General features: G+C 66.9%; 18 protein-coding genes. 9 read left to right on the top strand and 9 right to left on the bottom strand.

Annotated features, from left to right (window positions below; translation table 11 throughout):
- Window positions 1–91: 91 nt before the first annotated feature.
- On the bottom strand, window positions 92–1,402 hold the full coding sequence (gene xylA, locus KOR34_RS00085) for a xylose isomerase (RefSeq protein ID WP_146561066.1): 1,311 nt from the start codon (window positions 1,400–1,402) through the stop codon (window positions 92–94).
- 118 nt (window positions 1,403–1,520) lie between these two features.
- Between xylA and KOR34_RS00080 the strand changes: the two genes are divergently transcribed.
- Both KOR34_RS00080 and KOR34_RS00075 read left to right on the top strand, forming a co-directional pair.
- A complete protein-coding gene (locus KOR34_RS00080; RefSeq protein WP_146561064.1) occupies window positions 1,521–3,068 on the top strand; it encodes a GntP family permease in 1,548 nt (515 codons plus the stop codon).
- 93 nt (window positions 3,069–3,161) lie between these two features.
- Entirely contained in the window at window positions 3,162–4,193 is a 1,032-nt protein-coding gene (locus tag KOR34_RS00075) for a galactitol-1-phosphate 5-dehydrogenase (RefSeq protein ID WP_146561062.1), read from the top strand.
- Window positions 4,194–4,217: 24 nt separating this feature from the next.
- Here the strand turns inward: KOR34_RS00075 and KOR34_RS00070 are convergent, their stop codons facing one another.
- On the bottom strand, window positions 4,218–5,762 hold the full coding sequence (locus tag KOR34_RS00070; protein ID WP_146561060.1) for a 2-isopropylmalate synthase: 1,545 nt from the start codon (window positions 5,760–5,762) through the stop codon (window positions 4,218–4,220).
- A gap of 365 nt (window positions 5,763–6,127) precedes the next feature.
- On the opposite strand from KOR34_RS00070, the gene KOR34_RS00065 reads away from it, so the two are divergent.
- From KOR34_RS00065 to KOR34_RS00035, 7 genes are all read left to right on the top strand, one after another.
- Window positions 6,128–6,355 carry a hypothetical protein gene (locus KOR34_RS00065; protein WP_146561058.1) on the top strand — a complete coding sequence of 76 codons (228 nt, stop codon included), beginning with the start codon at window positions 6,128–6,130 and terminating at the stop codon, window positions 6,353–6,355.
- A 520-nt stretch (window positions 6,356–6,875) separates the two neighbouring features.
- Window positions 6,876–10,859, top strand: a complete 3,984-nt coding sequence (locus KOR34_RS00060) for a lamin tail domain-containing protein (protein WP_197531001.1) — start codon at window positions 6,876–6,878, stop codon at window positions 10,857–10,859.
- A gap of 62 nt (window positions 10,860–10,921) precedes the next feature.
- On the top strand, window positions 10,922–12,415 hold the full coding sequence (locus tag KOR34_RS00055; RefSeq protein ID WP_146561055.1) for a deoxyribodipyrimidine photolyase: 1,494 nt from the start codon (window positions 10,922–10,924) through the stop codon (window positions 12,413–12,415).
- A 318-nt stretch (window positions 12,416–12,733) separates the two neighbouring features.
- Window positions 12,734–13,648 (top strand): SgcJ/EcaC family oxidoreductase, encoded by a 915-nt coding sequence (locus tag KOR34_RS00050; RefSeq protein ID WP_146561053.1) that lies wholly within the window; start codon window positions 12,734–12,736, stop codon window positions 13,646–13,648.
- A gap of 1,088 nt (window positions 13,649–14,736) precedes the next feature.
- Window positions 14,737–15,603: a hypothetical protein gene (locus KOR34_RS00045; protein ID WP_146561051.1), complete on the top strand. Its 867-nt coding sequence runs from the start codon at window positions 14,737–14,739 to the stop codon at window positions 15,601–15,603.
- Between the two features lie 86 nt (window positions 15,604–15,689).
- On the top strand, window positions 15,690–18,047 hold the full coding sequence (locus KOR34_RS00040; protein ID WP_146561049.1) for an arylsulfatase: 2,358 nt from the start codon (window positions 15,690–15,692) through the stop codon (window positions 18,045–18,047).
- A gap of 44 nt (window positions 18,048–18,091) precedes the next feature.
- Window positions 18,092–20,416, top strand: coding sequence for an arylsulfatase (locus tag KOR34_RS00035; RefSeq protein WP_146561048.1), 2,325 nt, complete (start codon window positions 18,092–18,094; stop codon window positions 20,414–20,416).
- A gap of 19 nt (window positions 20,417–20,435) precedes the next feature.
- Here KOR34_RS00035 and KOR34_RS00030 read toward each other — a convergent pair whose 3' ends face one another.
- The 7 genes from KOR34_RS00030 to KOR34_RS00005 form a co-directional block, all read right to left on the bottom strand.
- Complete coding sequence (locus KOR34_RS00030) at window positions 20,436–21,785, bottom strand: glycoside hydrolase family 43 protein (RefSeq protein WP_146561046.1); 1,350 nt, start codon at window positions 21,783–21,785, stop codon at window positions 20,436–20,438.
- A 170-nt stretch (window positions 21,786–21,955) separates the two neighbouring features.
- Entirely contained in the window at window positions 21,956–22,990 is a 1,035-nt protein-coding gene (locus tag KOR34_RS00025; protein ID WP_146561044.1) for a hypothetical protein, read from the bottom strand.
- Between the two features lie 192 nt (window positions 22,991–23,182).
- A complete protein-coding gene (locus KOR34_RS00020) occupies window positions 23,183–24,169 on the bottom strand; it encodes a magnesium transporter (RefSeq protein ID WP_146561042.1) in 987 nt (328 codons plus the stop codon).
- Between the two features lie 10 nt (window positions 24,170–24,179).
- Complete coding sequence (locus tag KOR34_RS26340; protein ID WP_197531000.1) at window positions 24,180–24,323, bottom strand: hypothetical protein; 144 nt, start codon at window positions 24,321–24,323, stop codon at window positions 24,180–24,182.
- A gap of 103 nt (window positions 24,324–24,426) precedes the next feature.
- Entirely contained in the window at window positions 24,427–24,732 is a 306-nt protein-coding gene (locus KOR34_RS00015) for a hypothetical protein (RefSeq protein ID WP_146561040.1), read from the bottom strand.
- A 162-nt stretch (window positions 24,733–24,894) separates the two neighbouring features.
- Entirely contained in the window at window positions 24,895–25,746 is an 852-nt protein-coding gene (locus KOR34_RS00010) for a hypothetical protein (protein ID WP_146561038.1), read from the bottom strand.
- A 203-nt stretch (window positions 25,747–25,949) separates the two neighbouring features.
- Window positions 25,950–26,321 carry a hypothetical protein gene (locus tag KOR34_RS00005; RefSeq protein ID WP_146561036.1) on the bottom strand — a complete coding sequence of 124 codons (372 nt, stop codon included), beginning with the start codon at window positions 26,319–26,321 and terminating at the stop codon, window positions 25,950–25,952.
- Window positions 26,322–26,606 lie beyond the last annotated feature (285 nt).

Raw genomic sequence — 26,606 nt, 5'->3', positions numbered from 1 at the left:
CCGACCGGCAGGTTCAGGGGCTATCGGGCGGACTCGGCGCGGGGCGGCAGCTTCCCACGCGAAACTGCCGCCGAGCAAGACAGTTCGGGGTTTAGATGAACTCGTTAACGATGTTCTCCAGCAGCTCTTGCCGGCCGCTGGCGTTGGGCGCGGCCTCGCCCCGTTCGAGCATGTGCTGCTCGAGGGAGGCGAGCGTATGCCGGCCTTGCTCGATCTCTGCGCCCAGCCCGGAGTCCCAGCTCGCGTACCGCGACTTGAGCATCTCGTCGAGCCTCCCGTCGGCCCGGATCGCGGCGGCGATCTTCAATCCGCGGGCGAAGGCGTCCATCCCGCCGATGTGCGCGTAGAACAGGTCGATCGGCTCAAAGCTCTCGCGGCGGACCTTGGCGTCGAAATTGACGCCGCCGGTGGTCAGGCCGCCGTACTTGAGGATCGCCAGCATGCACTGCGTCGTGACGTAGATGTCGGTCGGGAACTGGTCGGTGTCCCATCCCAGGAGCAGGTCGCCCGTGTTGGCGTCGATCGAGCCCAGCGCATCGGCGGCGCCGGCCACCTCCAGCTCGTGCTGCATCGTGTGGCCAGCCAGCGTGGCGTGGTTGGTTTCGAGGTTGAGCTTCAGGTGCTTCTTGAGCCCGTGCTCCCGCAGGAAGTTGAGGCAGGCCGCGGCGTCGCTGTCGTACTGGTGCTTGGTCGGCTCCTTCGGCTTCGGCTCGATGTAGAACTGCCCCTGAAAGCCGATCTCCTTGGCGTAGTCGACCGCCATGTGAAGGAACTTGGCGAGGTGCGCCTGCTCGCGACGCATGTCGGTGTTCCACAGCGACTGGTAGCCCTCTCGGCCCCCCCAGAACACATATCCCTCGCCGCCGAGCTCGTGGGTGACCTCGATCGCCTTGCGCACCTGACCGGCGGCCATGGCGAACACTTCGGCGTTGCAGCTCGTGGCCGCGCCGTGCATGTAGCGGGGGTGGCTGAACAGGTTGGCGGTGCCCCACAGCAGCTTGACGCCCGAACGCTGCTGCTCTTCCTTAAGCACTTCGGCCACGGCCTGCAGGTTGTCGTGGCTCTCGGACAGGCTCCCGCCCTCGGGGGCCACGTCGCGGTCGTGGAACGCGTAGTAGGGCGCGCCCAGCTTCTCGATAAACTCGAACGCGACGCGGACGCGGTTCTTGGCGTTCTCTACGGAGTCGGTCCCATCGTCCCACGGGCGCTGCATGGTCCCGGCGCCGAAGGGGTCGGCGCCGGTTCCACGGAAGGTGTGCCAGTACACCACGCTGAAACGCAGGTGGTCCCGCATGCTGCGGCCTTCGACCATCTCGTCGGCGTTGTAGTGCTTGAAAGCGAGCGGGTTACGGCTCTCAGGGCCCTCGTAGTTGATCTTGCTGATTTCAGGGAATGCGGCCATGGAGATCGTGTTGGTATAGGGACGAGTGCGATGCGACGGGACAAGTCGCTCCACTGTAACGGGTGCCGCGCCCCCGAGAAAGCGGGGCAATCGCGCAAAAAAGCACTCCAGACGCGTCATGCTCTTCCCTGCAGCGGGCGCCGGTTGCTGGTACAATCGCCGCTTCCACTCGCCGCTCGGCGTCGTCTTCTCGTTGATTCTCTGCTGGAGATTTATGTATCCAATTGTCGTGCTCGCGATCGGCGTGGCCGTGGTGTTGGGCGGCATCCTCGTGCTCCGGCTCAACGCGTTCCTCGCGCTGATCACCGCGGCGGTGGTGGTCAGCTTCCTCGCGCCCGGTGAACCGGTTGAGAAGGTCTCGCGCGTGGCCGAGGCGTTTGGCGCCGCGGCGGGGAAGGTTGGGATACCAATCGCGATGGCGGCCGTGATCGGCAGTTGCCTCTTGGCGTCGGGCGCGGCCGAGAAGATCGTACGTGTGGTGCTGGGAATCGTGGGTGAGAAGCGGGCCGGCGCCGCGTTGGCTTCCAGCGGGTTCGTTCTCGCCGTGCCGGTGTTCTTCGACACGGTGTTCTTCTTGCTGGTTCCGCTCGCGCGTTCTCTGTACCAGAGCACGCGACGCAACTACCTGTTCTACCTCGTGTCGATCGGCACCGGCGCCGTCATGGCCCACACGCTGGTGCCCCCCACCCCGGGTCCGCTGATTGTGGCCGATCAACTGGGGGTGGACGTTGGTCTGCTGATGCTGATGGGCATCGTTGTTAGTGCGCCAGCCGTGGTAGTTGGGCTGTTCACGGCCCGCCTGATGGACCGGGTGGTGAAACTGGAGTCCCCGCCGGTGCTAGAGGAAACGACGCAAGACGCAGGGGCCGAGGCGAGCCCGCGAGAGCCCGGACTGCTGGCCGCCATCGCGCCGATTGTCGTGCCGGTGGTGCTAGTCGCATCCGGCACCATTGCCGCTCGACTGCTCGACGGGCTTACCCCGGGCACGTTGGAGCAGGGCGTGGCGCTGCTGTCGAGTATCGAGGCCGACCCCGAAGCGGACCGGCGGCTGACGATGATCGGCGGTGCGGCGTGGCTGGCCGAGGTGACCCGCGTGATCGGCGACCCCAATCTGGCTCTGCTGCTGGCCGCCGCCATCTCGATGGCGGTGTTCGCGTGGGTCCGCCGTCCGGGCCGGACGGAGTTCGGTCGCTTGGTCGAGGAGTCGCTGCTGGGCGGCGGGGTGATTATTCTCGTCACGGCCGCTGGTGGCGCCTTCGGCGCCATGCTCAAGGCGGCCGAGATCGGCCCGGCCATCGAGAGCGCGTTCGCCGGGCAGGCGGCCGCGGGGGTTACCCTGCTGTGGCTGGCCTTCGGGGTCACCAGCCTGCTGAAGGTGAGCCAGGGCTCGTCGACGGTCGCCATGATCACGGCCAGCGCGATGATCGGTGCAATGATCGAAGGCGAAGCGATCGGCTACAACCCGGTCTACCTAGCGATTGCGATCGGCTGCGGGTCGTCGCTCGGCGTCTGGATGAACGACAGCGGCTTCTGGATCTTCTGCCGCATGGGCGGGCTGACCGAGTCGGAGGGCCTGAGGACCTGGACCGTGCAGACCGCCCTGACCGGCTTGGTGGCGATGATCGCCGCCTGCGTGCTGGCGGTGATGCTGCCCCTGAGTGGCTAGACGCTGCCAAGCGGTTTGCAGGCGGGCGCCGCGTGGTGTCAACTGGAAGGCCCGCCCGCGCTGGATAATTTTTAGCCCCCAAGGCCCCGCCCGATGAAGGCACTGCTGCTCTCCGCCGAGAAAACACTCGAGCTGACCGATGTCCCGGAGCCGGAGTTGGCGCAGGACGCGGTATTGATACGCGTCGCCGCGTGCGGCATCTGCGGCTCGGACGTGCACGGCTACGACGGCAGCACCGGGCGGCGGATCCCCCCGCTGGTGATGGGGCACGAGGCGGCCGGCGTAGTTGAGCGGGTGGGCTCTGCGGTCGACGGCGTGAGCCCGGGAGACCGGGTCACCTTTGATTCCACGGTCTACTGCGGCGAGTGCGACTACTGCCGGTCCGGCCGGGTCAACCTGTGTGACAACCGCCAGGTGCTGGGCGTATCGTGCGGCGAGTACCGCCGGCACGGCGCGTTCGCGGAGTATGTGTCGGCCCCGGCTCGCATCCTCTACAAGCTGCCCGAGTCGTTTCCGTTTGAGCACGCGGCGCTCATCGAGGCGGTCAGCGTCGCGGTGCACGCGGTCGAGTTGGCGCCGCCGCAACCGGGCCAGACCGCCGTGGTGGTTGGGGCCGGGATGATCGGCTTGCTGATTGTGCAGGCGTTGCGGGCGGAGGGGTGCGACCAGGTCGTCGCGATCGACGTGGACGACGACCGGCTGAAGCTCGCCAAGCGGTTCGGCGCCACGCACGCGTTCAACGCCAAGACCGCCGACGCCGCCGCGGCAGTCCGAGAACTAACCGGCGGCGCCGGGGCAGACCTCGCCCTGGAAGCGGTCGGCATGACCGAGACCGTGCGCTCGGCGGTCGACTGCGTCCGCAAGGGCGCCACCGTTGTGCTGGTGGGGAACCTGTCGCCCGACATTGAGCTGCCGCTGCAGTCGGTCGTGACCCGCGAAATCCGCGTGCAGGGTTCGTGCGCGTCGGCCGGCGAGTACCCCAAGTCGATCGAGCTGATGGCCAGCGGCGCGATCGACGTCGCGCCGCTTATCAGCGCCGTCAGCCCGCTGGAGCGGGGACCGGAGTGGTTCGACCGGTTGTACCGCCGCGAGCCGGGCCTGATGAAGGTGGTGCTCACGCCCTGACCGCGCGGGCCAAACGGAATTGGGTCAAACGGCGCCGGGCCGGTACTCGGACAGGTCCTGCCCGCCGCCGGCCGCGACACGGTTCATCGCGTTGACGAACGCCAGTGTGCTCGCCTCGACCGTGTCCGTCGAGACGCCCCGGCCGCGGTAGATCTTGCCGTTGTGCTCAACCTCGATGGTCGACTCGCCCTGCGCATCTTTGCCTTGGCTGACGCTGTGGACCGCGTAGTCGCGCACCGTGACGGACTGGTCGGTGATCTTCTCGACCACCCGGAACAGCGCGTCGAGCGGCCCGTCGCCGCCGAAGAACGTGTCGGAGAAGGTCTCTTCGCCACGGGTCAGCGTGACGGTCGCCGAGGGGACCTGGTCCTTGGTCATCTTTACCTCGTACGAGGAGAGCGCCCACAGCTCATCGCCTGAAGTCGTGCGTTTCTCGATCAACGCGACGATGTCGGCGTCGTAGACCTCTTTCTTTTTGTCGGCCAGCTTCTTGAACGCGTCGAACACATCGTTCAGCTGATCGCCCTCCAGGTGGAAGCCCAACTCCTTCGCCCGGTCGGCCAGCGCGGCGCGGCCGCTGTGCTTGCCGAGCACGAGATCGGTCTTGGTGAAGCCGACCTCCTCGGGACGCATAATCTCGTAGGTGGTTGGCTCTTTCAGCATGCCGTCTTGGTGGATGCCGGACTCGTGGGCGAACGCGTTGCGCCCCACGATCGCCTTGTTGCGCTGCACCTCCATGCCGGTGATGCCCGAGACCAGGCGGCTGATCGGCACCAAACGGGGCGTGTGGATGCGGGTATTGGCGTCGAAGTAGTCGCTGCGGGTGCGGAGGGCCATGACGATTTCTTCCAGCGAGCAGTTGCCCGCCCGCTCGCCGATGCCGTTGATGGTGCACTCAACCTGGCCGGCGCCGTTCTCAACGGCCGCCAGGCTGTTTGCCACGGCCATGCCGAGGTCGTTGTGGCAGTGCACGCTGATGACCGCGTCGTCGATGTTGGGCACACGTTCGCGGAGCGTGCGGATCACCTGTCCGAACTGGGCCGGCATCGCGTAGCCGACCGTGTCCGGGATGTTGACCGTGGTGGCGCCGGCCGTGATCGCCGCCTCGACCACCTCGCACAGGAAGTCGATTTCCGTGCGGGCGGCGTCCTCGGGCGAGAACTCGATGTTGGAGCAGTAGCCCTTGGCCCGCGTTACTCCTTCTACCGCGCGGGAGATGATCTCCTCCTTGCCCATCTTCAGCTTGAACTCGCGGTGGATGGCGCTGGTAGCGAGGAACACGTGGATCCGCGGGTTCTCGGCGCCCTGCAGCGCCTCCCACGCCCGATCAATGTCCTTCGGGTTGCAGCGGGCCAAGCCGCAGACCTGAGCTCCGCGGACCATCTTGGCGACGGCTTGAACGGCCTCGAAATCGCCCGGCGAGGCGATTGGGAAGCCGGCCTCGATGACATCCACCTTCAGGTCGACCAGCGCCTGGGCGACCTCGAGCTTCTCGGCCAGGTTCATACTGGCACCTGGGGACTGCTCGCCATCGCGGAGGGTGGTGTCGAAGATCGTGATGTTTCGCATCGTTCGGGCTGCGGTAGATAGGAAGGGAGGTCCGGCCCCGGCTTGGTAAACTAGGGCGCCAACAAAAAAACCCCGAGGCCAGGGGCCTCAGGGTTTCGATATTCGTTTCTGGCCTGCGCCGACGCGTACGAACCCTAGGACCCCGAGGGGGCTAGCTCTAGTAGGAGCAGGGTTTGTAGGGTCTGGCTGGACATAGTGTTGCTCGTAGCGGTTGTTGTATCGGACCCACCACGGCCGGTCAAGGTTCACACCTTGCCGCGGGGGGCATACGAACAAACATAGCTCTTAGACTGGGCTTCCCGGGCGGCGGCGAATCCGGGAAAAAGCGACCGTCAGATGCGGATTCGGCCCCGGGGAACGGCGCGATGAACGGCAATCAGATCGATCTCTCCAGCGAGGCCCCCAAACCGCCTGAGCAGTCCGCCAAAGGCAGGTTCCTGGGGATCCAGTTTGACTGCTGCGGTGTCTACGCCAGGGTCTACCCGAACCGCGCCGGCGACGCCTACGAGGGCCGCTGTCCGCGGTGCCTGAAACCGATCCGGCTGGCGATCGGACCTGGCGGGTCCGATTCGAGGTTCTTCACGGCAAGCTGAGCGGCCGCGCACAAGGTCCGTGAGAAGCCCAAGCTGCTCAAGCTCATCGCGCGGGGTGTGTGCGCCGGCGAGCTGCTGGCGCGCGGTTCCGATCCGCCATGGCCAGATGCGTTGCTCGAAGCGCGGCGGCCGATCGGCAAGCTGGCGATGGAACGCTCGTTCGACAAGCGGCCGCAGGCGGCGCTTCTGGAGAGGGGCGATGGCGACCACCTTGAAGGTAAGCCAGGCGTGAGGGTTGGTTCTGCAAGCGAAGGCCAATGGTTTGCGTGGGACCAGACAACACCTCTAGATGATGGCTGCAGCTCGCCGGTCAAGTCCGAGGCCGCCAGTGCAGAGCGGCCGCAGACAGGCGGATGAGTTGTCGCGTTCCTAGACAGAGAAATCGACTCTGCGGAACGGGGAGGGTATCTTAGGTGGATCGCTGGCAGTTGCCGGTGCAGTGCTTGTCCGGTTGGTCCGGCGTCCTCTGTGACGCCTGGCTTTCTCATCTTCTTCGTAGAGTGTAGGCGTCCCGTTGCGAGTGAACGAACTTGACTATCAGAGCAGCGGTCGTCGCGTCAGGCGACTCCGCTGCGAGCAGCTTGAGCCGAGGCTCGCCCTAGCCGGTTTGGTGATCAGCGAGTTCCTGGCCGCGAATACTTCGGGGTTGCAGGACGAGGACGGCGATCGCTCCGACTGGATCGAGCTTCACAACGACACGCCCGACGCCGTGGACCTCGCCAATTGGCGGCTCACAGACGACGAGGCAACGCCCGCCAAGTGGACGCTCCCCTCGATCACCCTGCAGGCGGACGCGCGGCTGCTGGTGTTTGCGTCAGGCAAGGACCGTGCGGTTGCGGGGCAGGAGCTGCACGCCAACTTCGCGCTCGACCGCGACGGGGAGTATCTGGCGCTCGTCGACCCGTTTGGCGCGGTTGTTGACGCGTTCTCTCCCTTCCCAGAGCAAACGGATGACGTTTCGTATGGGCGGGGAGCGGTGGCGACGCTCGAAGAGCCGCTGGTGGATGAAGGCCACCCCGTGCGGGTGATAGTGCCGACCGCCGCGACCGACGTTGTCGGCCTGGAGTGGACACTGCCCGCGTACGACGACGCCGCTTGGACGGCTGGCGTGGCCGGCGTGGGGTATGAACGCTCGCCCTCCGACTCTCTCAACTACAGTCCGTACATTGGCACGGACGTTGACTTGCTGATGCCCGTCGGCCGGAACACGGCCTACGCCCGCTTTGAGTTCAACGTCGCGGCCACTGGCGAGCTGGCCGACCTGGAGTTGAGGCTCCGCTACGACGATGGCTTCGTCGCCTACCTCAACGGCCAGGAGATCGCCCGCACGAACAGCCCCGCCGCTGCTAGCTGGAACTCCACAGCAACCGGCCAGCGGAGCGACTCTCAGGTGGTTAACTACCAGACATTCGACGTGAGCGGCTACCTTGACGCGGTGGTCGAGGGCGCCAACGTGTTGGCGATCCACGGGCTCAACGTGAACGGCAGCTCCGACCTTCTGATCGACCCGCTGCTGCTGGCGAACCGATCGCTCGGCGCGGCGGACGTGTACATGATGACGCCTACACCGGGCGGGGCAAACGCTTCGGGCACGCTCGGGTTCGTCGAAGACACCACTTTCTCGGTCGACCGCGGGTTCTACGACGAACCCTTTGACGTGCTCATCACGACCGACAGCCAGGGCGCCCAGATCCGCTACACGCTGGACGGGAGCGAGCCGACCGCCACCAGCGGCCTGATCTACAACCCCGCTGCGCCGCCGCGGATCGCGTCCACCACCGTGCTCCGAGCCGCCGCGTTCAAGGCCGGCTTCACGCCGACGAACGTGGACACCCAGACCTACCTGTTCCTGGATAACGTTCTGCAGCAGGACGGCGCGGGCCTCCCCCCGCACGCCGACTGGGGCTACCAGGGACCCGATTGGGAGATGGACCCGGAGGTCGTGAACCACCCAGAGTACACCGGCACGCTGCGGGATGACCTGCAGGCCGTACCGACGGTGTCCCTAGTAATGCCGTGGGACGCCTGGTTCGGCGGGGGAGGGGAGGGCATCTACATTTCGGGGACCAATGTCGAGCGTCCCGGGTCCGTGGAGTTCTTCAACGCGCCGGGGGCCGACGAGTTCCAGATCAACGCCGCGCTCGAGACCCAGGGCGGCACGAGCGCGGACCGGTGGAAGCTGGACAAGCTCTCGGTCCGCGCCACCTTCAAGGCGCCCTTCGGCCCGACCGACCTGGACGCCGACCTGTTCACCGAAGGGCTGGTCGATGGCAACGCGGCGGACGAGTTCGACACGCTTATCTTCGACGCGCACAGCAATTACATCTGGGCCTACGGCGGCGGCGCCAACCCGACCGACCAACGCGGCCGCGCGAAGTACGTGCAGGACGCGTTTGTCGCGGACCTGCAGAACCAGCTAGGCGGCGCCGCCCCGCACGGCCGGTTCGTGCACCTGTACATCAACGGTCTGTACTGGGGTATGTACGAGATGCACGAACGCCCCGACGAGAGCTTCGCCGAGGCGTACCTGGGCGGTGACAAGGACGACTACGACGTCATCAAGCACACCGCCACGACCGTCGTCGCGGGCGACGCCACCGCGGCGGCCAATTATGCGTCGATGCTCGGCCTCGTGCGGCAGAACATGACGGTCCCGGCCAACTACCAGGCGGCCGCCGCCGTGGTCGACGTGCCCGACCTGATCCGCTACATGCTGGTGAACTACTACGCCGGCAACACCGACTGGGCCCACCACAACTGGTACGCGTCGTTCAACAGGGAGTCGCCCGACGGCCGCTGGCGGTTCCACAGCTGGGACGCCGAGCACGTCCTCAAGGGGCTGGGCGACAACGTCACGCTGGCGGGCAACTACGTCGGCAGCCCCGAGGAGGTCCACAGCCGGCTCATCGCGAACCCCGAGTACCGCCTGCTGTTCTCCGACATGGTGCAGGAGCACCTGACCAACGGCGGCGCGCTGACCCCCGCCGCAGCGGCCGCTACCTACCAGGCCCGCGTTGACGAGATCGATCGCGCTATCGTCGGCGAGAGCGCCCGCTGGGGCGATAGCCACACCACCGGCCAGGAGGCGCCAGGCGACGGCGGCGCCTACACTCGTGAGCACTGGCTTGCGACCCAGCTGGACCTCGCCGACAACTACTTCCCGAATCGCACCGGGGTGGTGCTGTCGCAGTTCGAGTCTCGTGGTTGGCTGGTCAACACCCAGGCGCCAATCATGAACCAGTACGGCGGCGCGGCGCCGGTTGGGTTTGAGCTGTCGCTCGCCAACCCCAACTCTGGCGGGCAGCTCTACTACACGCTGGACGGCAGCGACCCGCGTCAGCCGGGCGGGGCTGTGAGCCGGGGCGCGATCGCCTACGGCGGCCCCATCGAGTTGACCGCCAGCACGCGGCTGCGGGCGCGGGTGCTCAGTGGCGGCGAATGGAGCGCCGAGGTCGACGAGTCGTTCACGGTGGGCGAACCGCTCCCGCTGCGGATCGTGGAGTTGAATTACCACCCGGCCGAGGCAGAAGACCACGAGTTCATTGAGCTGCTCAACACGGGTAGCGAGCCGATCAGCCTCGATGGCGCCGCCATCGGCGGGTTCTCGGAAACTCCCTATGCGTTTCCTGTCGGCTTGAGTCTGACTGCTGGCGAACGGATCGTCGTCGCGCGAAACCCAGCTGAGTTCACTAGCCGCTATGGCGCCAGTGTAAACCTGGCCGCAACCGGCTACGCCAATGCGAACCTCAGCAACAGCGGCGAACTAGTGACTCTCACCGACCAGTTCGGCCAGGTCTTGCAGGCTTTCACATACAGCGATGACGATCCATGGCCCGCCGCGGCCGATGGTGGCGGCTACACGCTGGTCTACAGCGGTCCGCTCGACGCCGACGCGGCGGACCCGGTAGCTACCGAGGGCGATCCCTACGACGATCCAGCCAACTGGCGCGCCAGCTACGCTCTCGGCGGGACGCCTGGCGCCGCCGAGTCCTCGCTGCCGGGCGACTACAATAGCGACTCGGTGGTCGACGCGCTGGACCACAGCCTGTGGCGGGCGACCTACGGTTCCACCTCCGACCTGCGGGCAGACGGCAACGGCGATGGAACGGTTAACGCGGCGGACTACACTATTTGGCGCGACAACCTAACACCCGCGCCCGTTCCGACGCCGACCAATGAGGGTGACGAGGCCCAAGTGGCCGAGGCAGGCGAGGTGGGGCACACCGAGCCTGTTGCGGCGCACGCCTTGCTGCCCGCGGGCCGGCCGCAACGATCCGCCCCAGCTCGCCCGATTGCGACAAATGGAGGAGGGGTGCAATCGTCTGATGACAGCCTGCTGCTCCTACTTGCATTGGATCGGGCGAACGCCCTTCATCGCGGCACGCCGGTCGAATCGGTGTCAAGCAGCCTCGCAGTCGACCATGGCGAGCCGCAGTCGTCGGACCTGATGGATCCCTTCGCGGGACCTCTATCGCCCGTTGTCGGCAGGCCGTTGAAGCGCTAGAGTAGTCCATGCCCGCGGCGGCGTGGGCGGCGCCCACTCTCCGCACGCTTGAAGGCCAAACGTTGGACGTACCGCAGACCCGGATCAGAGAGCTGACGGAGCGCCCGGCGAACAAGGCTGGCGACTTCGTTCTGTACTGGATGACCGCGTTCCGCCGGGCCCACTACAACTTCAGCCTGCAGCGGGCGATCGAGTGGGCGGCCGAGCTCGACAAGCCGCTGGTGATCCTCGAGGCGCTTCGCTGCGACTACCAGTGGGCCAGCGACCGTCTGCACCGATTCGTCATCGAAGGTATGCGAGATAACGCGGCGGACTTCAGTGGCCAGCGGCTCCTCTACTACCCCTACCTGGAGGAAGAGCAGGAAGGCGGCAAGGGGCTGATCCGGGCGCTGACCGATCGAGCGTGCGTTCTGGTTAGCGACGACTTCCCATGCTTCTTCCTGCCGCGGATGTTCAAGGCGGTCGACAAGCGGATCGACGTCAAGTTCGAGCTGGTCGACTCAAACGGCCTGTACCCGATGCGCGGCGCCGACAAGGTGTTCTCTCGTGCGTTCGATCTGCGGAGGCACCTGCAGAAGGAGCTGCTGCCGCACCTGGCGGAGTGCCCGAAGCGTTCGCCGCTGCAGGGGTACTCGCTGCCGGAGCTGAGTAATCTGCCGCAAGAGATCACAAAGAAATGGTCCCCGGCCGATCTCGATTCCGCACTGGACGGCGGCGAGTTCCTTGAGCAGCTGCCGATCGATCACGACGTGCGACCAGGCCCGATCGTCGGCGGCAGCGTCGCGGGCCGCAAGCGTCTGACCGACTTCATCGACAACAAGCTCGATGAATACGGCGAGCTCCGGAACCAGCCCCAGGAAGACGCCGTAAGCGGCCTGTCCCCCTACCTTCACTTTGGTCACACGTCGGTTCACGAGGTGTTCGAGACGCTCTCCGAGCGGGTCGGCTGGAACCCGAGCAAGGTCTCCGGCAAGGCGAACGGCGCCCGCAACGGGTGGTGGGGCCTGGATGAAAGCGTCGAAGGGTTCCTCGACGAACTGGTGACCTGGCGTGAGCTAGGGCTCAACATGTGCTCCCACCGCGACGACTACGACCAGTACGATTCACTGCCCGATTGGGCGCAGGAGACGCTGGCCGAGCACGCCGACGACAAACGCGAGCACACGTACACGCTGGAGCAGTTCGAGCAGGCCAAGACGCACGACGAGCTGTGGAACGCTGCGCAGCGGCAGCTGGTCCGGGACGGCGCCATCCACAACTACCTGCGGATGCTGTGGGGGAAGAAGATCCTGCACTGGTCGGCTTCGCCCCGCGAGGCGCTCGACATTATGATCGAGCTCAACAACAAGTACGCGATCGACGGCCGCAACCCCAACTCCTACAGCGGCATCTTCTGGGTGCTCGGCCGCTACGACCGGCCTTGGGGTCCCGAACGCGAGATCTTCGGCAAGATCCGCTACATGACCTGCGACAACACCCGCCGCAAGGTGAAGGTCGATGGCTACCTGAAGAAGTATTCCGCCGGCGGACGGCAGACGGAGCTTGGATTCGAGTGAATTGGGGGTAGCGCGGTGGTCCAACCGCTTGCACGGCCCAACTGCAGGGATAATCGCCCCGACTGGCGCCGCGGTGGGTGCAAGGGCTGGGTTCGGAAGAGCCAATCCGGGCAGGCGGCGAGCAGGTGACCTAGTCTTCACATAGCTCGCGCTTCCGCAATTCGGGCGTGTGCAAGTTTGACAGTTGAACGCATCTGGTACAGAATCCGGGCGTTGACCTGGCGACTCATCTCATCGGCGGGTGCCCCACGCGGGGCGGAGTAGACCAAGGCTGGTCTCGGCTGGCGAGTTGCGCTGAGCCCTCCTTGGAGCAATGCAATGAAGGTTTCTTTGTTTATGGCCGTGGCCCTGCTGGCCACCGGCATGGCCGCCACCACCGTAGCCGCCGCCGATGACGAGTCCGCAGCCATCCAGGCTCGGCTCACGGGGTACCTCGAGGCCTTCAACGACGGCGACGCCGGCGCTGTCTCAGGCTTCTGGGCCGAGGACGCGGTGTCGGTCAACGAAGAGACCGGCGAACGCACCATCGGCCGGGACGCGTTGCTAGAGGACTTCAAGACCTTCTTCTCCGACAGCCCGGGCGCGCGGATCACCGGCGACGTCAACCATATCCGGCTTGTGCGGCCGGAGGTCGCTATCGTGGAGGGGCAGGTCACGCTGTTCCTGCCCGACGTCGAGCCGACCCCATCCGCCTACACAGCGGTCATGGTGAAGGAGAGCGGCAAGTGGGTGCTGGAGAGCTCTAGCGAGCGCCCGCTGCCGACGCCCGCCTCCCCCACCGCGGCGCTCGAGGACCTTGGTTGGTTGGTGGGCGAGTGGAGTGAGGAGTCCGATAGCGTGAGCGTGAGCACCACGTTCCGTTGGTCGCCGAGCAACGCATTCCTAATCCGTTCGTACAATGCCGAGTACGCCGACGGCGAAGTATTCGAGGGGACGCAGGTCATCGGCTGGAACCCGCGCGAGAAGCGGTTCCAGACCTGGAATTTCAACTCCGACGGCTCGTTCGGCGAGGGGGTGGTTTCTCGGAGCGGCGACGAGTGGCTTCTCAAGACGACCCAGGTTGAGAGCGACGGCGTGCTGTCGGCCTCGACGCTCGTGGTCAAACGCGTCGACGACGACACCCTCACCGTCCAGAAGATAGGCCAGAGCGAGGACGGGATCATGCTGCCCGCCTCGGACCCGATCACGCTGCGTCGCGCGGCCGACGCCAACGCGGAAGGAGCGGAGCAATGAGCAGGGCCAAGAACCTGGCGGTGCTGCTGGCTGTCGCGCTGATGCTGCTGCCAGACGCCGCCCACGCCGTGGGCCGACGCGGCGGCGGCGGTGGAGGCGGCGCACGTATGGGGGGTGGTGGGGGACGCAGCATGGGCGGCGGCCGCCCGGCGGTCAGCGCCCCGCGGGGCGGTGGTGGGCGGGCGCCCAGCATGAGCCGCCCGGCGCCGCGGCCGAGCGCCAGTCGCCCGACCTCCCGTCCGAACGTGAGCCGACCCACCTCTCGACCAAACGTGAGCCGCCCGGCATCCAGGCCATCCACAGGCCGGCCGGGTACGTCACGCCCAAACATTTCTCGACCCAGCGGAGGTTTAAAGCCTTCGACGCAGCCTGGGCGTCTGCCCGGGGGAAGCGCGTCACGTCCGTCGACGCTTCCGTCTAACCGACCCTCCGCTCGCCCGTCGACCCGGCCATCAACGCGTCCGACCACGCGCCCTGGATCCCGTCCCGGCCTGCCACAGGCGCCCGGCGGCGGCTCTGGGATCGGCGCCCGTCCCGGGCAGCGTCCCAGCACCAGCCTTCCCGGCCGGCCGTCACGGCCTGGCGGCAACCTGCCCGGAGCGGGCCGTCCCGGCGGTGACCGTGGCCCGGTTGCCAACCGACCCGGCGCCAACCGCCCTGGCGGAAACGCAAGGCCTGGAACCCGTCCGACGACCCGCCCTGGCGCCCGGCCTTCGCCGGGCGATCTAGGCGACTTCCTCGGGATGGACAGGCCAGTGCGTCCCGGCACGCGTCCGGCCGATCGCCCCAACCGACCCGGCACGGGCGACCGGCCCGGTCGGCCCGGGGGAGGGTCCGGCATTGTGGACCGACCAAATCGGCCCGGGACGGGTGACCGACCGAACCGACCGGGTACGGGTGATCGGCCAGGAAGGCCGGGGGACGGCTCGGGCATCGTTGACCGGCCCAATCGACCCGGCACGGGAGACCGGCCTGGTAGGCCCGGCGGTGGTTCTGGGATCGTCGATCGGCCCAACCGACCCGGCAATCGGCCGGGGCGCCCAGGTGGCAATCGACCCAACTTCGACAACCGCTGGCCCGGCAACAATGTGATCAACCAACGTCCCGGGTGGGCCAACATCGGCAATCGCAATTACGTCAACATCAACAACCGCTGGAACAACGCCATCGTGCGGCCGGTGAACCCCGGCTGGCGGGTCCCGCCGGCCGGCCGGCTCGGCTACTGGAACGGATGGGGCAGCGGCGTCCGCCACCACTGGGGCTACTACCACCAGTGCGGTAACTGGTTCAACCGTGGATGGTGGGGCTACCACCGCCCGCCCATGTGCGGCTGGCACTACCACTACTGGCGCCACAACCGTGGCTGGAACTACTGGTGGACGGTGCCGACCTTCGCGGCGTGCACCAACTGGTTCACCTGGTCGGCGCCGGCAAACGTGTGGTCGGAGCCCGTGTACTACGACTACGGATCCGAGGGGAATGTGGTGTACCAGGACAACTCGGTCTACATCGGCGGGACCGAGGTCGCGACGGCGGACGAGTTCGCCGCCAGCGCGATGGATCTGGCGACCGTTGAACCGCCCGCGTCCGAGGAGGAGGCCGCCGAGGCCGAGTGGATGCCGTTGGGGACGTTTATCGTTTCCACCAGCGAGCAGGATACCGACCCGGGTCTGACGGTGCAGCTGGCCGTTGACCGTAACGGGATCATCAGCGGCACGCTCTACAACGCCGAGACCGACACGGCCCAGACGCTGCAGGGCCAGGTCGACCGCGAGACGCAACGCGTCGCGATGCGGATCGGCGAGAACGAGGACCTGGTCGCCGAGACCGGCCTTTACAACCTCACTCAGGAAGAGGTTCCCGTGCTCGTGCACTTCGGGACCGAGAGCACCGAGAATTACCTGCTGGTGCGCCTCGAGAACCCAGACGACGGATCGGGCGACGACTATCAGTAACGCGTATCAACCAGTAACGCATAGCAACCGCAGCGGGACCCTGTTCGTCTACCTACTCACTAACATCCGCGAGGAAAGGCCTTCTCATGCCACGCCGCGCAGGTCTTGTGTTTGCGACCCGCCCGTTCATCTGTCTGCTGGTCGCGACGCTGGCCACGCCGCTCCTAGCCGACGAGATGCTCCCCCGCCCCGAGGAGCCGTTTGCTGGCAAGATCGGCCTGACCTACAAGGACTCCGAAGCGGTCAAGCCGAAGCTGAAGATCCCCAAGACCTTCGGCCTTGAGGACCCGCCGAACATCCTGATCGTGCTGATCGACGACTGCGGCTTCGGCCAGATGGGCACGTTCGGTGGCGGGATCCCCACGCCCACGCTCGACCGGGTCGCCAACAACGGCCTGCGGTACACCCGCTTCCACACCACCGCACTCTGCTCGCCGACGCGCGCGGCGCTGCTGACCGGCCGCAACCACCATTCGGTCGCGAGCGGCGTGATCGGCGAGGCCGGCACCGGCTTCCCCGGCTACTCGGGCATCATCCCAAGCAACGCCGGCACCTTCGCCGAGATTCTCCGTGAGTACGGCTACATGAACGCGTGGTTCGGCAAGAACCACAACGTGCCCGACTGGGAAACCAGCCTTGTGGGCCCGTTTGATCGCTGGGCGGAAGGGTTGGGCTTCGACTACTTCTACGGGTTCGTGGGCGGCGACACCGACCAGTGGCACCCGGCGCTGGTGGAGGGAAAGAAGCGGATCGAGCCCCCTGCCAAGAACGAGGACGGCTCGCCCTACCACTTCACCACCGACATCGCCGACAAGGCGATCCGCACGGTACGGGCCAGCAAGGCGGTGGCGCCGCAGCGTCCGTTCTGCGTGTACTTTGCCACCGGCGCCACGCACGCGCCGCACCAGGTGCCCGAAGAGTGGATCGCCAAGTTTAAGGGCAAGTTTGATGGCGGCTGGGACAAGTACCGCGAGGAGACCTTCGCCCGCCAGAAGGAGATGGGCATTGTCCCGCGGGACGCCAAGCTGACGCCGCGGCCCGATTCGCTGCCCGCCTGGGAATCGCTCCCGGCCGATCAGCGGAGGGTCTTCGCCCGCATGATGGAGGTGTTCGCCGCGTTCACCGCCCACACCGACCACGAGGTGGGCCGGCTGATTGACGCGATCGACCAGATGGGCGAGCTGGACAACACGATCGTCCTCTACATGGCCGGCGACAACGGATCCAGCGCCGAGGGCGGCCTGGACGGTCTGCTGAACGAGATGACGTTCTTCAACGCCATCCCCGAGCCGCTGGAGGACAAGCTCAAGGCCTTCGACACCCTGGGCAGCGACAAGCACTACAACCACTTCCCCGCCGCGTGGGCCCACGCCATGGACACGCCGTTCCAGTGGACCAAGCAGATCGCTAGCCACTTCGGCGGCACGCGGAACGGCCTGGCGATCTCGTGGCCCAAGGGGATCAAGGCCCGCGGCGAGTCCCGCGACCAGTTCCACCACGTGATCGACATCGCCCCAACGCTGCTGGAGATTGTCGGCGTCGAGGCGCCCGCCGAGCTGGACGGCGTCGCGCAGAAGCCGATCGAGGGCGTCAGCATGGTCTACACCTTCGACGACCCCGACGCCGACGACCGACGCACCACCCAGTACTTCGAGATGCTCGGCAATCAGGGCATCTACCACAACGGCTGGATGGCCAGCGCCATCCGGGGCGTGCCGTGGCTCAGCGAGAACCCGCCGATGGACCTGCTCGACATGCCGTGGGAGCTGTACCACGTCGAAGAAGACTTCACCCAGGCCAACAACCTGGCGGGCAAGGAGCCCGAGAAGCTCAAGGAACTGGTGCTGCAGTTCTTCGCCGAGGCGGCCAAGTACAACGTGCTGCCGCTGGACGACCGCAAGACCGCCCGGCTGGACGTAGCCAACCGGCCGAGCCTCACCGAAGGCCGCTACAAGTTCATATACCCCAACCTGCTCCGCCTGCCCGAGGGCGCCGCGCCCGACCTGAAACACAAGAGCCACACGATCAGCGCGGAAGTCGAGATCCCCGAAGCGGGCGCCGAGGGGATGCTGTTCACCCAGGGCGGGCGCTTCGCCGGGTACGGGCTGTTCGTGAAGGACGGCAAGCTGGTCTACCACTACAACCTGGCGGGCGTCGAGCGGTTCACCGTCGAGTCGGACGAGCGCGTCCCCAGCGGCAAGGTGACGCTCAAGGCCGTGTACAAGACCGACTCCGACAAGCCGTTCGCCGGCGCCGATGTGACGCTCTTCGTCAACGACAAACAGGTCGGCCAGGGGCGTGTGGAGAAGAGCATCCCGAACCGCGTCACCCTCGACGAGACGCTCGATATCGGATTCGACACCGGCACGCCGGTCATGGACGGCTACGACATGCCGTTCGACTTCAGCGGCAAGCTGAGCACGGTGACGATAGAGCTCAACTGACCCTGGTCAGGCAGTTTCCTTCGATTCGGATCTGGGTTTTCTCCATGCGTTCACTCATCCTGTTTGTGTTTATAGTTGTCGCCGCCCCCGCCCTTGCCGCCGAGCCGGACCGCGGCAAGCTGCCGATGGAGCTCACGCCGTTCGAGGGCAAGATCGGCAAGACCTACCAGGACTCCGAGTCCGACTGGCAGGGCCCCGTGCCCGCGCCGGAGGGGGCGCCCAACATTATCGTGATCCTGCTGGACGACGTCGGCTTCGGCCAGACCTCCACCTTCGGAGGGCTGATCCCCACGCCGGCTCTGGACAAGCTGGCCTCCGAGGGGCTGCGGTACAACCGGTTCCACACTACGGCCATCTGCGGGCCGTCGCGGGCCGCGCTGCTGACCGGCCGCAACCACCACGAGTGCGGCAACGGCTTCCTAATGGAATGGGCGACCGGCTTCCCCAACTACTCCACCATGCTGCCCAAGTCGACCGCCACGATCGGCCAGATCCTCAAGGACAACGGCTACAACACCTGGTGGTTCGGCAAGAACCACAACACGCCCGACTGGGAGACCACGGTCGCCGGCCCATTCGACCGCTGGCCGACCGGGATGGGGTTCGAGTACTTCTACGGCTTCAACGCCGGCGAGACGCACCAGTACTACCCGGTGATCTTCGAGAACACCACGCCAGTCGAGCCGGACAAGACGCCCGAGGAGGGCTACCACTTCATGACCGACATGACCGACAAGGCCATCGCGCGGATGCGGTTCGCCAAGTCGGTCGCGCCCGAGAAGCCGTTCTTCATGTACTTCGCCCCCGGCGCGATGCACGCGCCGCACCACGTGACCGCCGAGTGGCGTGAGCAGTTCAAGGGCAAGTTCGACATGGGCTGGGAGGACTACCGCCAGCAGGTGTTCCAGCGGCAGCTCGAGATGGGCATCGTGCCCGAAGGGACCAAGCTTACCGAGAAGCCCGACTGGGTGCCCGAGTGGGACAGCCTCAGCGACGAGCAGAAGAAGGTGTACGCGGCGTTGTTCGAGAACTTCGCCGGCTACTTCGCGTTCACCGACCACGAGGTGGGGCGTCTGCTCGACGCGGTTAAGGAGCTGCCCGACGCCGAGAACACGATGGTCATCTACATCGTGGGCGACAACGGCGCCAGCGCCGAGGGCGGGCCCGACGGGACGCTCAACGAGATCATGAACCTCAACGGGCTCGAGACCAAGCTCGACGACGTGATCGCCAACCTCGACAAGCTGGGCGGGCCCGAGTCGGAGCCGCACTACCCGGTCGGCTGGGCGTGGGCCGGCAACACGCCGTTCCAGTGGTGCAAGCAGGTCGCCTCGCACCTCGGCGGCACCCGCAACCCGATGGTCATCAGCTGGCCCGCCCGCATCAAGCACGACGATCGGCCGCGCGACGCGTTTGTGCACCTGGTGGACATCGTGCCGACGATCCTCGAAGCGGCCAAAGTCCCCATGCCCACCGAGGTCAACGGCATCGAGCAGAAGCCGCTGGCCGGCGCGTCGATCTACGCGAGCTTTACCGACCCGTCCTTCAAGGGCCGCGACGAGCAGTACTTCGAGATCTTCACCAACCGCTCCATCTACGAAGACGGCTGGAAGGCCAACGCCCAGCACACCCTGCCGTGGCGGCAGGACCTGGCGCCCGGCAACTGGGGCCAGGACCGCTGGGAGCTGTACCACCTGAGCGAGGACTTCTCCGAAGCCAATGACCTGGCGGCCGCGATGCCCGACAAGCTGGAGGCGATGAAGAAGCAGTTCCAGGCGGCCGCCGAGGAGCACGACGTCTACCCGTTCGACGACCGCGGCGCCGGCCGCCTGGCCATCCCGAAGCCGCCCGTGCCCGGATGGGACCCCGACTCGAGCACCTACACCTACTTCGCGGGCGCGACCCGGATCGCCGAGCCCGCGGCGCCGCCGATGAAGAACAACAGCTGGACGCTGACCGCCAAGCTAACCACCGACGGCGCCGACACGGAGGGAGTCGTGATGGGCTTCGGCGGGGTAGCCGCCGGCATGGTGCTGTACGTCGACGCCGGCGTGCCGGTGTTCGACTACAACTACTTCGAGAAGCACACGGTGGTCCGTGGCGACAAGCCGCTGCCCGCCGGCGAGGCGACCGTCGAGCTCGACTTCGACTACGCCGGCGGCGGCGCCGGTAAGGGCGCCGACATCACGCTGAAGGTCAACGGGCAGGAGGTCGGCAGCGGCAGGATGCACGCGACCGTCGCCGGCCGGTTCGGCATCGACACCTTCGGCATCGGCGAGGACACGGGCCAGCCGGTCACCACCGCGTACCAAACCCCCTTCAAGTTCACCGGCCAGATCGAGAAGGTGACCGTCGAGGTGAAAAAGTAGTCAGCGTGCTGCTGGTCCCCTACTTTTGGAACGACCAGTAGTCCAGCTTGCCGAGCTGCTCGCCCTTGCCCACGAACCGCAGCACCAGATCCTGCACGCCGGTGGCGCCGCCGACCTCACACGAGGCGTCGCGCCAGTCGTCCGCGGCGCCCGGCTCGACGGTGAGCGTGCCCAGCAGCTTGCCCTCGGGCCCGCCGGCCCGCAGCTCGACCCGGCAGCCCGCCTTGCTGGCCACCCGGGCGTTGAACCTCGCGGCGCCGGCGCCAAAGTCGACGCCGGCGATCTTTACCCAGTCACCGTTCTGCAGGTCGGTCAGCGCCATGTTGCGTTCGCCGCTGGGCTCGGTTTCGACGCCGTGCTGCGAACGGAAGGTCTCGCCTTCGGTCCGGGCGTAGGGATCGTGCGCGCCGAGCTGCTCGACGCCGTCCTCGGTGTACTCCACCTCCTCGATGGCGCCGTCCGGGCCGAACCGCATTTCCTCGACCGCGATGTTGCGGCGGAACCCGGTGGGGATCTTCGCCTGGGTCGCGACCACGCGGTTGTGGTACACGTGCAGCCATCGGTCCTTCAGCTTGAACTGCGCCGCATGGTTATTGTTGTTGTTCAGCGGCGGCTGCGCGCCGACAACTCCGGCGTACTCGAAGGGGCCGAGCGGGCTGTCGCCGGTTAGGTAGTCGATCCGCATCTGGGCTCTGGGAGTCGTGGAGTAGCTGAAGTAGTACCGCCCGCCGTGCTTGAAGACCCACGCCGCCTCGAAGAAGTTAGGGGCCGACCGCTTCATCACCTCGCCGTCCAGGCTGGTCATGTCAGGGTTGAGCCGCGCCACGCGGACGTTGTCGTCGCCGTTGCCGCCGAAGTAGATGTAGGCCTGGCCGTCGTCGTCGATGAACACGCCGGGGTCGAACAGCCACATGTTCTTCGCCGGGGGGACGCCTGGCGTCTGGTGGGTGATCAGCGGCTTGCCGAGCGGGTCGGTGAACGGGCCGGCCGGGTGGTCGGCTACCGCGACGCCGATGTTGGCGCCGCCGTTGCCAAAGTACAGATAGAACTTGCCGTCGCGCTCGATCGCGGCGGGCGCCCAGGTCTTCTTCGCCCAGGTGGTGCGGTCCTCGGCGCGGAACACCTCGCCGTGGTCGGTCCAGTTCTTTAGGTCGCTGCTGGACACGCACACCACGCTGGGGATGTTGTAGCTCCCTTCGAGCGGGCTCTCGTCGTCGTTGGAGCAGTAGACGTACACGCGGTTGCCGGTCACTAGGGTGCTCGGGTCCGCCAGGTAGCGGTGCGAAGCGATCGGGTAGTCGGCGCGAGAATGAGCCGCAAGGTTCAGCAGACTGCCGGCGGCCAAGAGAAGGGAGAGGACTCTCTGCATGAGGGGATCGCCTGAATTGGGGCTGCGTAGAATGGAGAACCGCGGGGCTTCCGCCCCGCTTGTGCACCGAGTCTACACGCAATCGCCTCCACGGCCGTCCGAGGGACGCCTCGCGGCGCATTCGGCGCATGTAATTGCGCATCCGCGACAGCGCCGTCGCGTGTTCCGGCTCAGTAACCGCGGATCAGATCGCGGTACGGCCGCGCTTCGGGCCAGGCGAGCACCTCGTTCAGCTTGTCGTTGGGGACCTCGATCGCCGTGAAGTCCGCGATCGGCAGCGTGTTGTCGAACTTGCCCTCCAGGTAGCCGAATGGGACGCGAGCGGCTTCTTGTTCGGCGGGAAGGCCGTCCTCGATCGGCGGAATAAACACGGTCCAGAACTCCCGCGCATCGGCCGCCGACAGCAGCCGCGCGAAGCGGCGGCGCACCTGATCGCCGGCCGGCGAGTCGCCCGCGTTGCGGAGCGTCAGCACCGCCTGGAACCCAAGGGCCCGGCTCCAGTCGTTCTCCGTCACCACGTAGTGCGAGAAGTGCAGGCGGTCGTCGAAGCCCAGGCTCAGCGGGTTGGTTGGCGCGGTCGGCAGCGCCCGCCCGGACTGCAGGACCTGCTGCATCCTTCGCGCGTCCTGGTCCCGCACGCTGTGCAGGAAGTGCATGCCGCTGAACGGCGTCGCCCACGCGTGCTCGCGGACCGAGTCACGCAGGCGGATGATGACGTCGCCGTAGCGGGGCGAGCCGTCGGGCGGGCCGACGCTGGCGAACACACAGTCGAACGCGCCGTACAGCTCGTTCTCGACCGCGGGCGTGGTGTGCTTGAGTTGCTGTTCCTGCTGCTCCTGCACCAGGTAGGACGTGAGCCGCCCGTTCTTCAGCACCGCCCGCAGGTCCTCGAAGTGCGTGCGGTTGACGATCGGCGCCGGCATCTGTTCAATCACCTCCAGCAGCCGCTTCTCGTCGGCCGAGAGCGGGCCGAGGAACAGCTCGAACTCGGCGATTGTGCACCGCGAGCTGATCCGCAGCCACCGCCGGACCATTTCCGCGTCGAGCGGGCGCCCGAAGGGCTTGGCCGAGATCGCTGCCCGCCGCGTCGCGGCCAGCCGGGCGCCGCCCAGGTTCTCTGCGTCCGCCGCCGTCCGCTGCCCTGCCGCCGGACTGGCTAGCAAGAGCACGATGAGCGTGAAAGTTGAGAGCGAGTGAGTTCGCATGCTGGGCACTTGAGCAGTATGGATCGGACCAACTAGTGGCGAACAATGCTGATTTTGCAATCCGGCAACGCCTGTTGCAGGCGGCGCACGCCTCACTCAATCTTGTTGTACCAGACGACATGTTACCGATCACCCCAACAACCCAGAATCCGCGGCTGCTGGACCACCATGCGTTCCCAGGGTTGGGAGTCGCTAGATCAACGCCCGGGCCAGATTGAAGTACACCAGCAGGGTCGCCATGTCGGTCATGGCGAGCGCGACCGGGCCGGCCGCGACCTGTGGGTCCCGACGCGAGATGCGGATCAGGTTCGGCATCGCGACGCCGATGACCGCGGCGATCGCGACCCCGCCCGAGATGCCGCCGATCAGGCAGACCACCACGCGCGGGTCCCGCAGCCAGACCGCCGCCACAACCGCGATGATGGCGGCGCAGGCGGCGCCGAGCATGGCGCCGGTCAGGAACTCGCGCCGCAGCTTCGCGATCACGCCGCGGAGCGTCGGCCGCTTGCCGTGCAGGGTCTGCAGCGCCAGGCTGACCGACTGGATGCTCACGCTCTCGGCCAACGCCAGCACCACCGGGATGAACAGCGCGATGGCCACCACCTCCTGCAGCTGCCGCTGGAACATGCCGGACAAGAACGCGGCCATCACGCCGCCGGCGACGTTGGCCAGCAGCCACGGGAACCGGCTCTTGAACGCCGTCCCGGGCGACGCCTGTTGCGACTCGGCGATGTGCACGCCGATCAGCTGAAACAGGTCGTCGCTGTGCTCGCTGCGGTCGAGCTCGCTCAGCTCTTGCGTGTAGAGCTCCACGTCCACCGTGCCAACCACCCGCCGCTGGTCGTCCACGACGGGGAAGGCCAGCAGCCGGTGCATGACGAAGAACTCGCACGCGTCGAGCACCGTGGCGGTGTGCGGGATCGTGACCACCTCGCGGACCATGATCTCCGACAGCGGCGTCTGCAGGTCGCTCAGCAGGAGCCGCCGCGTCGGGATCACGCCCTGCAGCCGGTCGTCGTCATCGATGACGTAGAAGTAGATGATCCGGTTGGGCGGGGGCCGCCGCCGGATCTCCGCGAGCGCTTCGCCTACCGTTCGATCGACGTGCAGCCGGCTGAAGTCGCGGCGGAGCGTGCTGCTGATCGAGCCGTTCAGCTCGACACTCGAGAGGCCAGTCATCCGGGGTCTCCTATTGGGGGCGGCCCCAGACCAGGGTGTAAACGATGCCCACCAACGGGACGCCAATCACGTAGGCCAGCACGATGAGGCCCCCCCACCCATCGCCCTTGGGGTGCTCGGATTGCGTACCGCGACCCTCGTGTTCAGAACTCATGAGAAACCTTTTCCGTGTGCGCACGCTCAACCACTCAACGGGGTTAAGCGGCAAGTGCCTGGGAAGTTTGACCGCAGAAAGCGTCGGAACGCGGGGCGGTCAATCAGATGCGCAGCAGGACGTGCTGCGCCTGCAGGGTTTGGCGCTGGGTCGTCGGACGCTCGAAGCAGATCCGTTCGACCGGGGGCCAGTCCAGGAACAGGCACACGTAGCGGACGCGGGCGAACTCGCCGACCGGCCTTGTGCCGGCCGCCGGCCTCACGCTGTGGGACAGGCCCACCTGGCAGGTGTCGGTGGGGAGCGAGGGGGCGCCCTGGTCGTCGGCCTTTGGCTCAACCGGCGGCGCGGCCCAGAAGGGCCCCAGGCCCACGCCGGGCAGCAGCAAGATGGTGACGGTTACGTTCCGCATGACGGGAATTGTCACACGGCGCCCGACCCGCGTCTAGAGCAGTGATCCGCAGCGCCGCCGGGGTGGCGCAGGGCGCCAACCCGGCGGCGTAGGTTGATCAGCGGTGGCCGACCACATGGGAGTCGGCCTGGGCGGCGGCAAATCTCGCCGAGTTGCTCGGGCCTAGTACTCCGCGCCCAGGCGGAAGGTGAAGCCCCCCCAGCCGGCGTCGGACAGGTAGGCCTCGTCGGACGCGTCGTTCCGGACGGCGGCGTCGCTCCAGTTGTGGAACTCGGCGCCGGCGCCGTACACCAGGGTCACGCCGCGGCCCAGGTTGCTCTTGCCCTCGTACCCGGCGGCCAGCTCCACCTGCAGGCAGGTGTTGTTGACCCCCACGCCCTCCGAGTCATCCAGGTCGCCGCCGTCGTCCAGCCGGATGTCGCCCACCACCACGGCCAGCCGCGTGCCCGCGTACAGGCGGTGGTTGCAGCAGAGGTGCTGGCTGAGCTGGAAGCCGGTCGTGAGGCCGACGCCCTCCACCCGCCAGTCGAGGTCGGTGTCGTCGTTCAGGTTGAACTCGCTCCACCGCGCGCCGCCGAAGCCCTCGAGGGTGGTCGAGCGGCCGAGCTGCACCCGCTTGAAGAGCTCCGCGTCAAACGTGTACGCGTCCACCGCCACGAAGCCCCCGCCGTCGACCGTCGGCGCCGAGTGGTCGAAGAACCAGTAGCGGACGCGGGCGCCCAGGCCTCCGCAGGTCTCGACGCCCACCGTGAAGCGGGGCGCGAGCTCGAAGTCGAACTCGGCGTTCTCGTTGTTGCCGACGATCTCGCCGGCGTCGCTCGACTGCACGCCGCCCGACTGGTAGTACTTCATGAACAGGAAGTCCACGTCGAACGTCAGCGTGCACCCGCCCGAGCTGCAGCAGCAGTCGCAGCCGCTGTTGTACCCGCACAGCTCGATGGCCGAGTCGATGTCGCCGATCGGCGCCAAGTTGGGGTCCAGCCCGGCGCCGCGGGCGCCCCGTTTATCATGCACGCCGCGAGCGCAGCGGTGGCAAGAATGTTCCGCCTCATGGTGAACCCTCCGTGGGTCGTTTAGGTAGCCGTCCTTGGGCGGGCGCCGCGCATCGTGCGTCGGCAATCCGCCTGCAGTCGTCTATCGGGAGGCGTGCGGGCCGGCGTCAGGTTTCCGGGGGCCAGCCACACCCGCTGCCCAGAGCGCGCAACCAGCAGACTCGTTCAGCGGCGTAGCTCGGTCGAAACCGGCGGCAGCCGCACGCACTGGTCAGCCCCGCGCGCGGCCAGCTTGACGGTCCCGTCCGCCCCGGCGCCAATGCCCTGGCGGTGGGCCTTGAGCACGAGCGCGTCGAGCTGCGGCAAGCTGCGGAAGTCCTTGGCGAACCGCTCGCCGTTGCGCTCGACGCCGACAAACGCCTCGGTAGTAAGCGGCTTGCTGCGCACGAAGAACCGTTCGGCGTCCAGCGTTTGGATCAGGCTCTGCACCTCCTGCTGGGGGACATCCAGCACCCGCACGTCTGACGGGGCTGTCGGTGTCGGCGTCTTGGCGAAGCGGCGCTCCCACCAGCCCGCCCTCGGCGTCTGCGGCGCCACCGCCAGCGTGACCCGGGCCAGGCCCGGCCGGCCCGCCGGGTGGGGCGACTCGACCCACAGCAGGCACCGCGACGCGGAGGGCAGGGCGCCCCCGCCGCTGGCGACATTCAGCCGGTCCGCATCGGTAGCGTAGGTAACCTTTACCGCGTCGGCGGGGTTGACCCAGCCCCTTCAAATAAGTCCACGCCGTTTGGGATAATCCCGGGCGTCGAGGACATGACCTTTGAGGAGGTAGAAGGATGCCGAAGGGTAAGAAGCACGGTCCAGAAGAGGTGATCCCGAAGC

It is taken from the genome of Posidoniimonas corsicana (assembly GCF_007859765.1).
Lineage (GTDB): Bacteria > Planctomycetota > Planctomycetia > Pirellulales > Lacipirellulaceae > Posidoniimonas > Posidoniimonas corsicana.
This window is presented reverse-complemented; position numbering and strand designations above follow the sequence as displayed.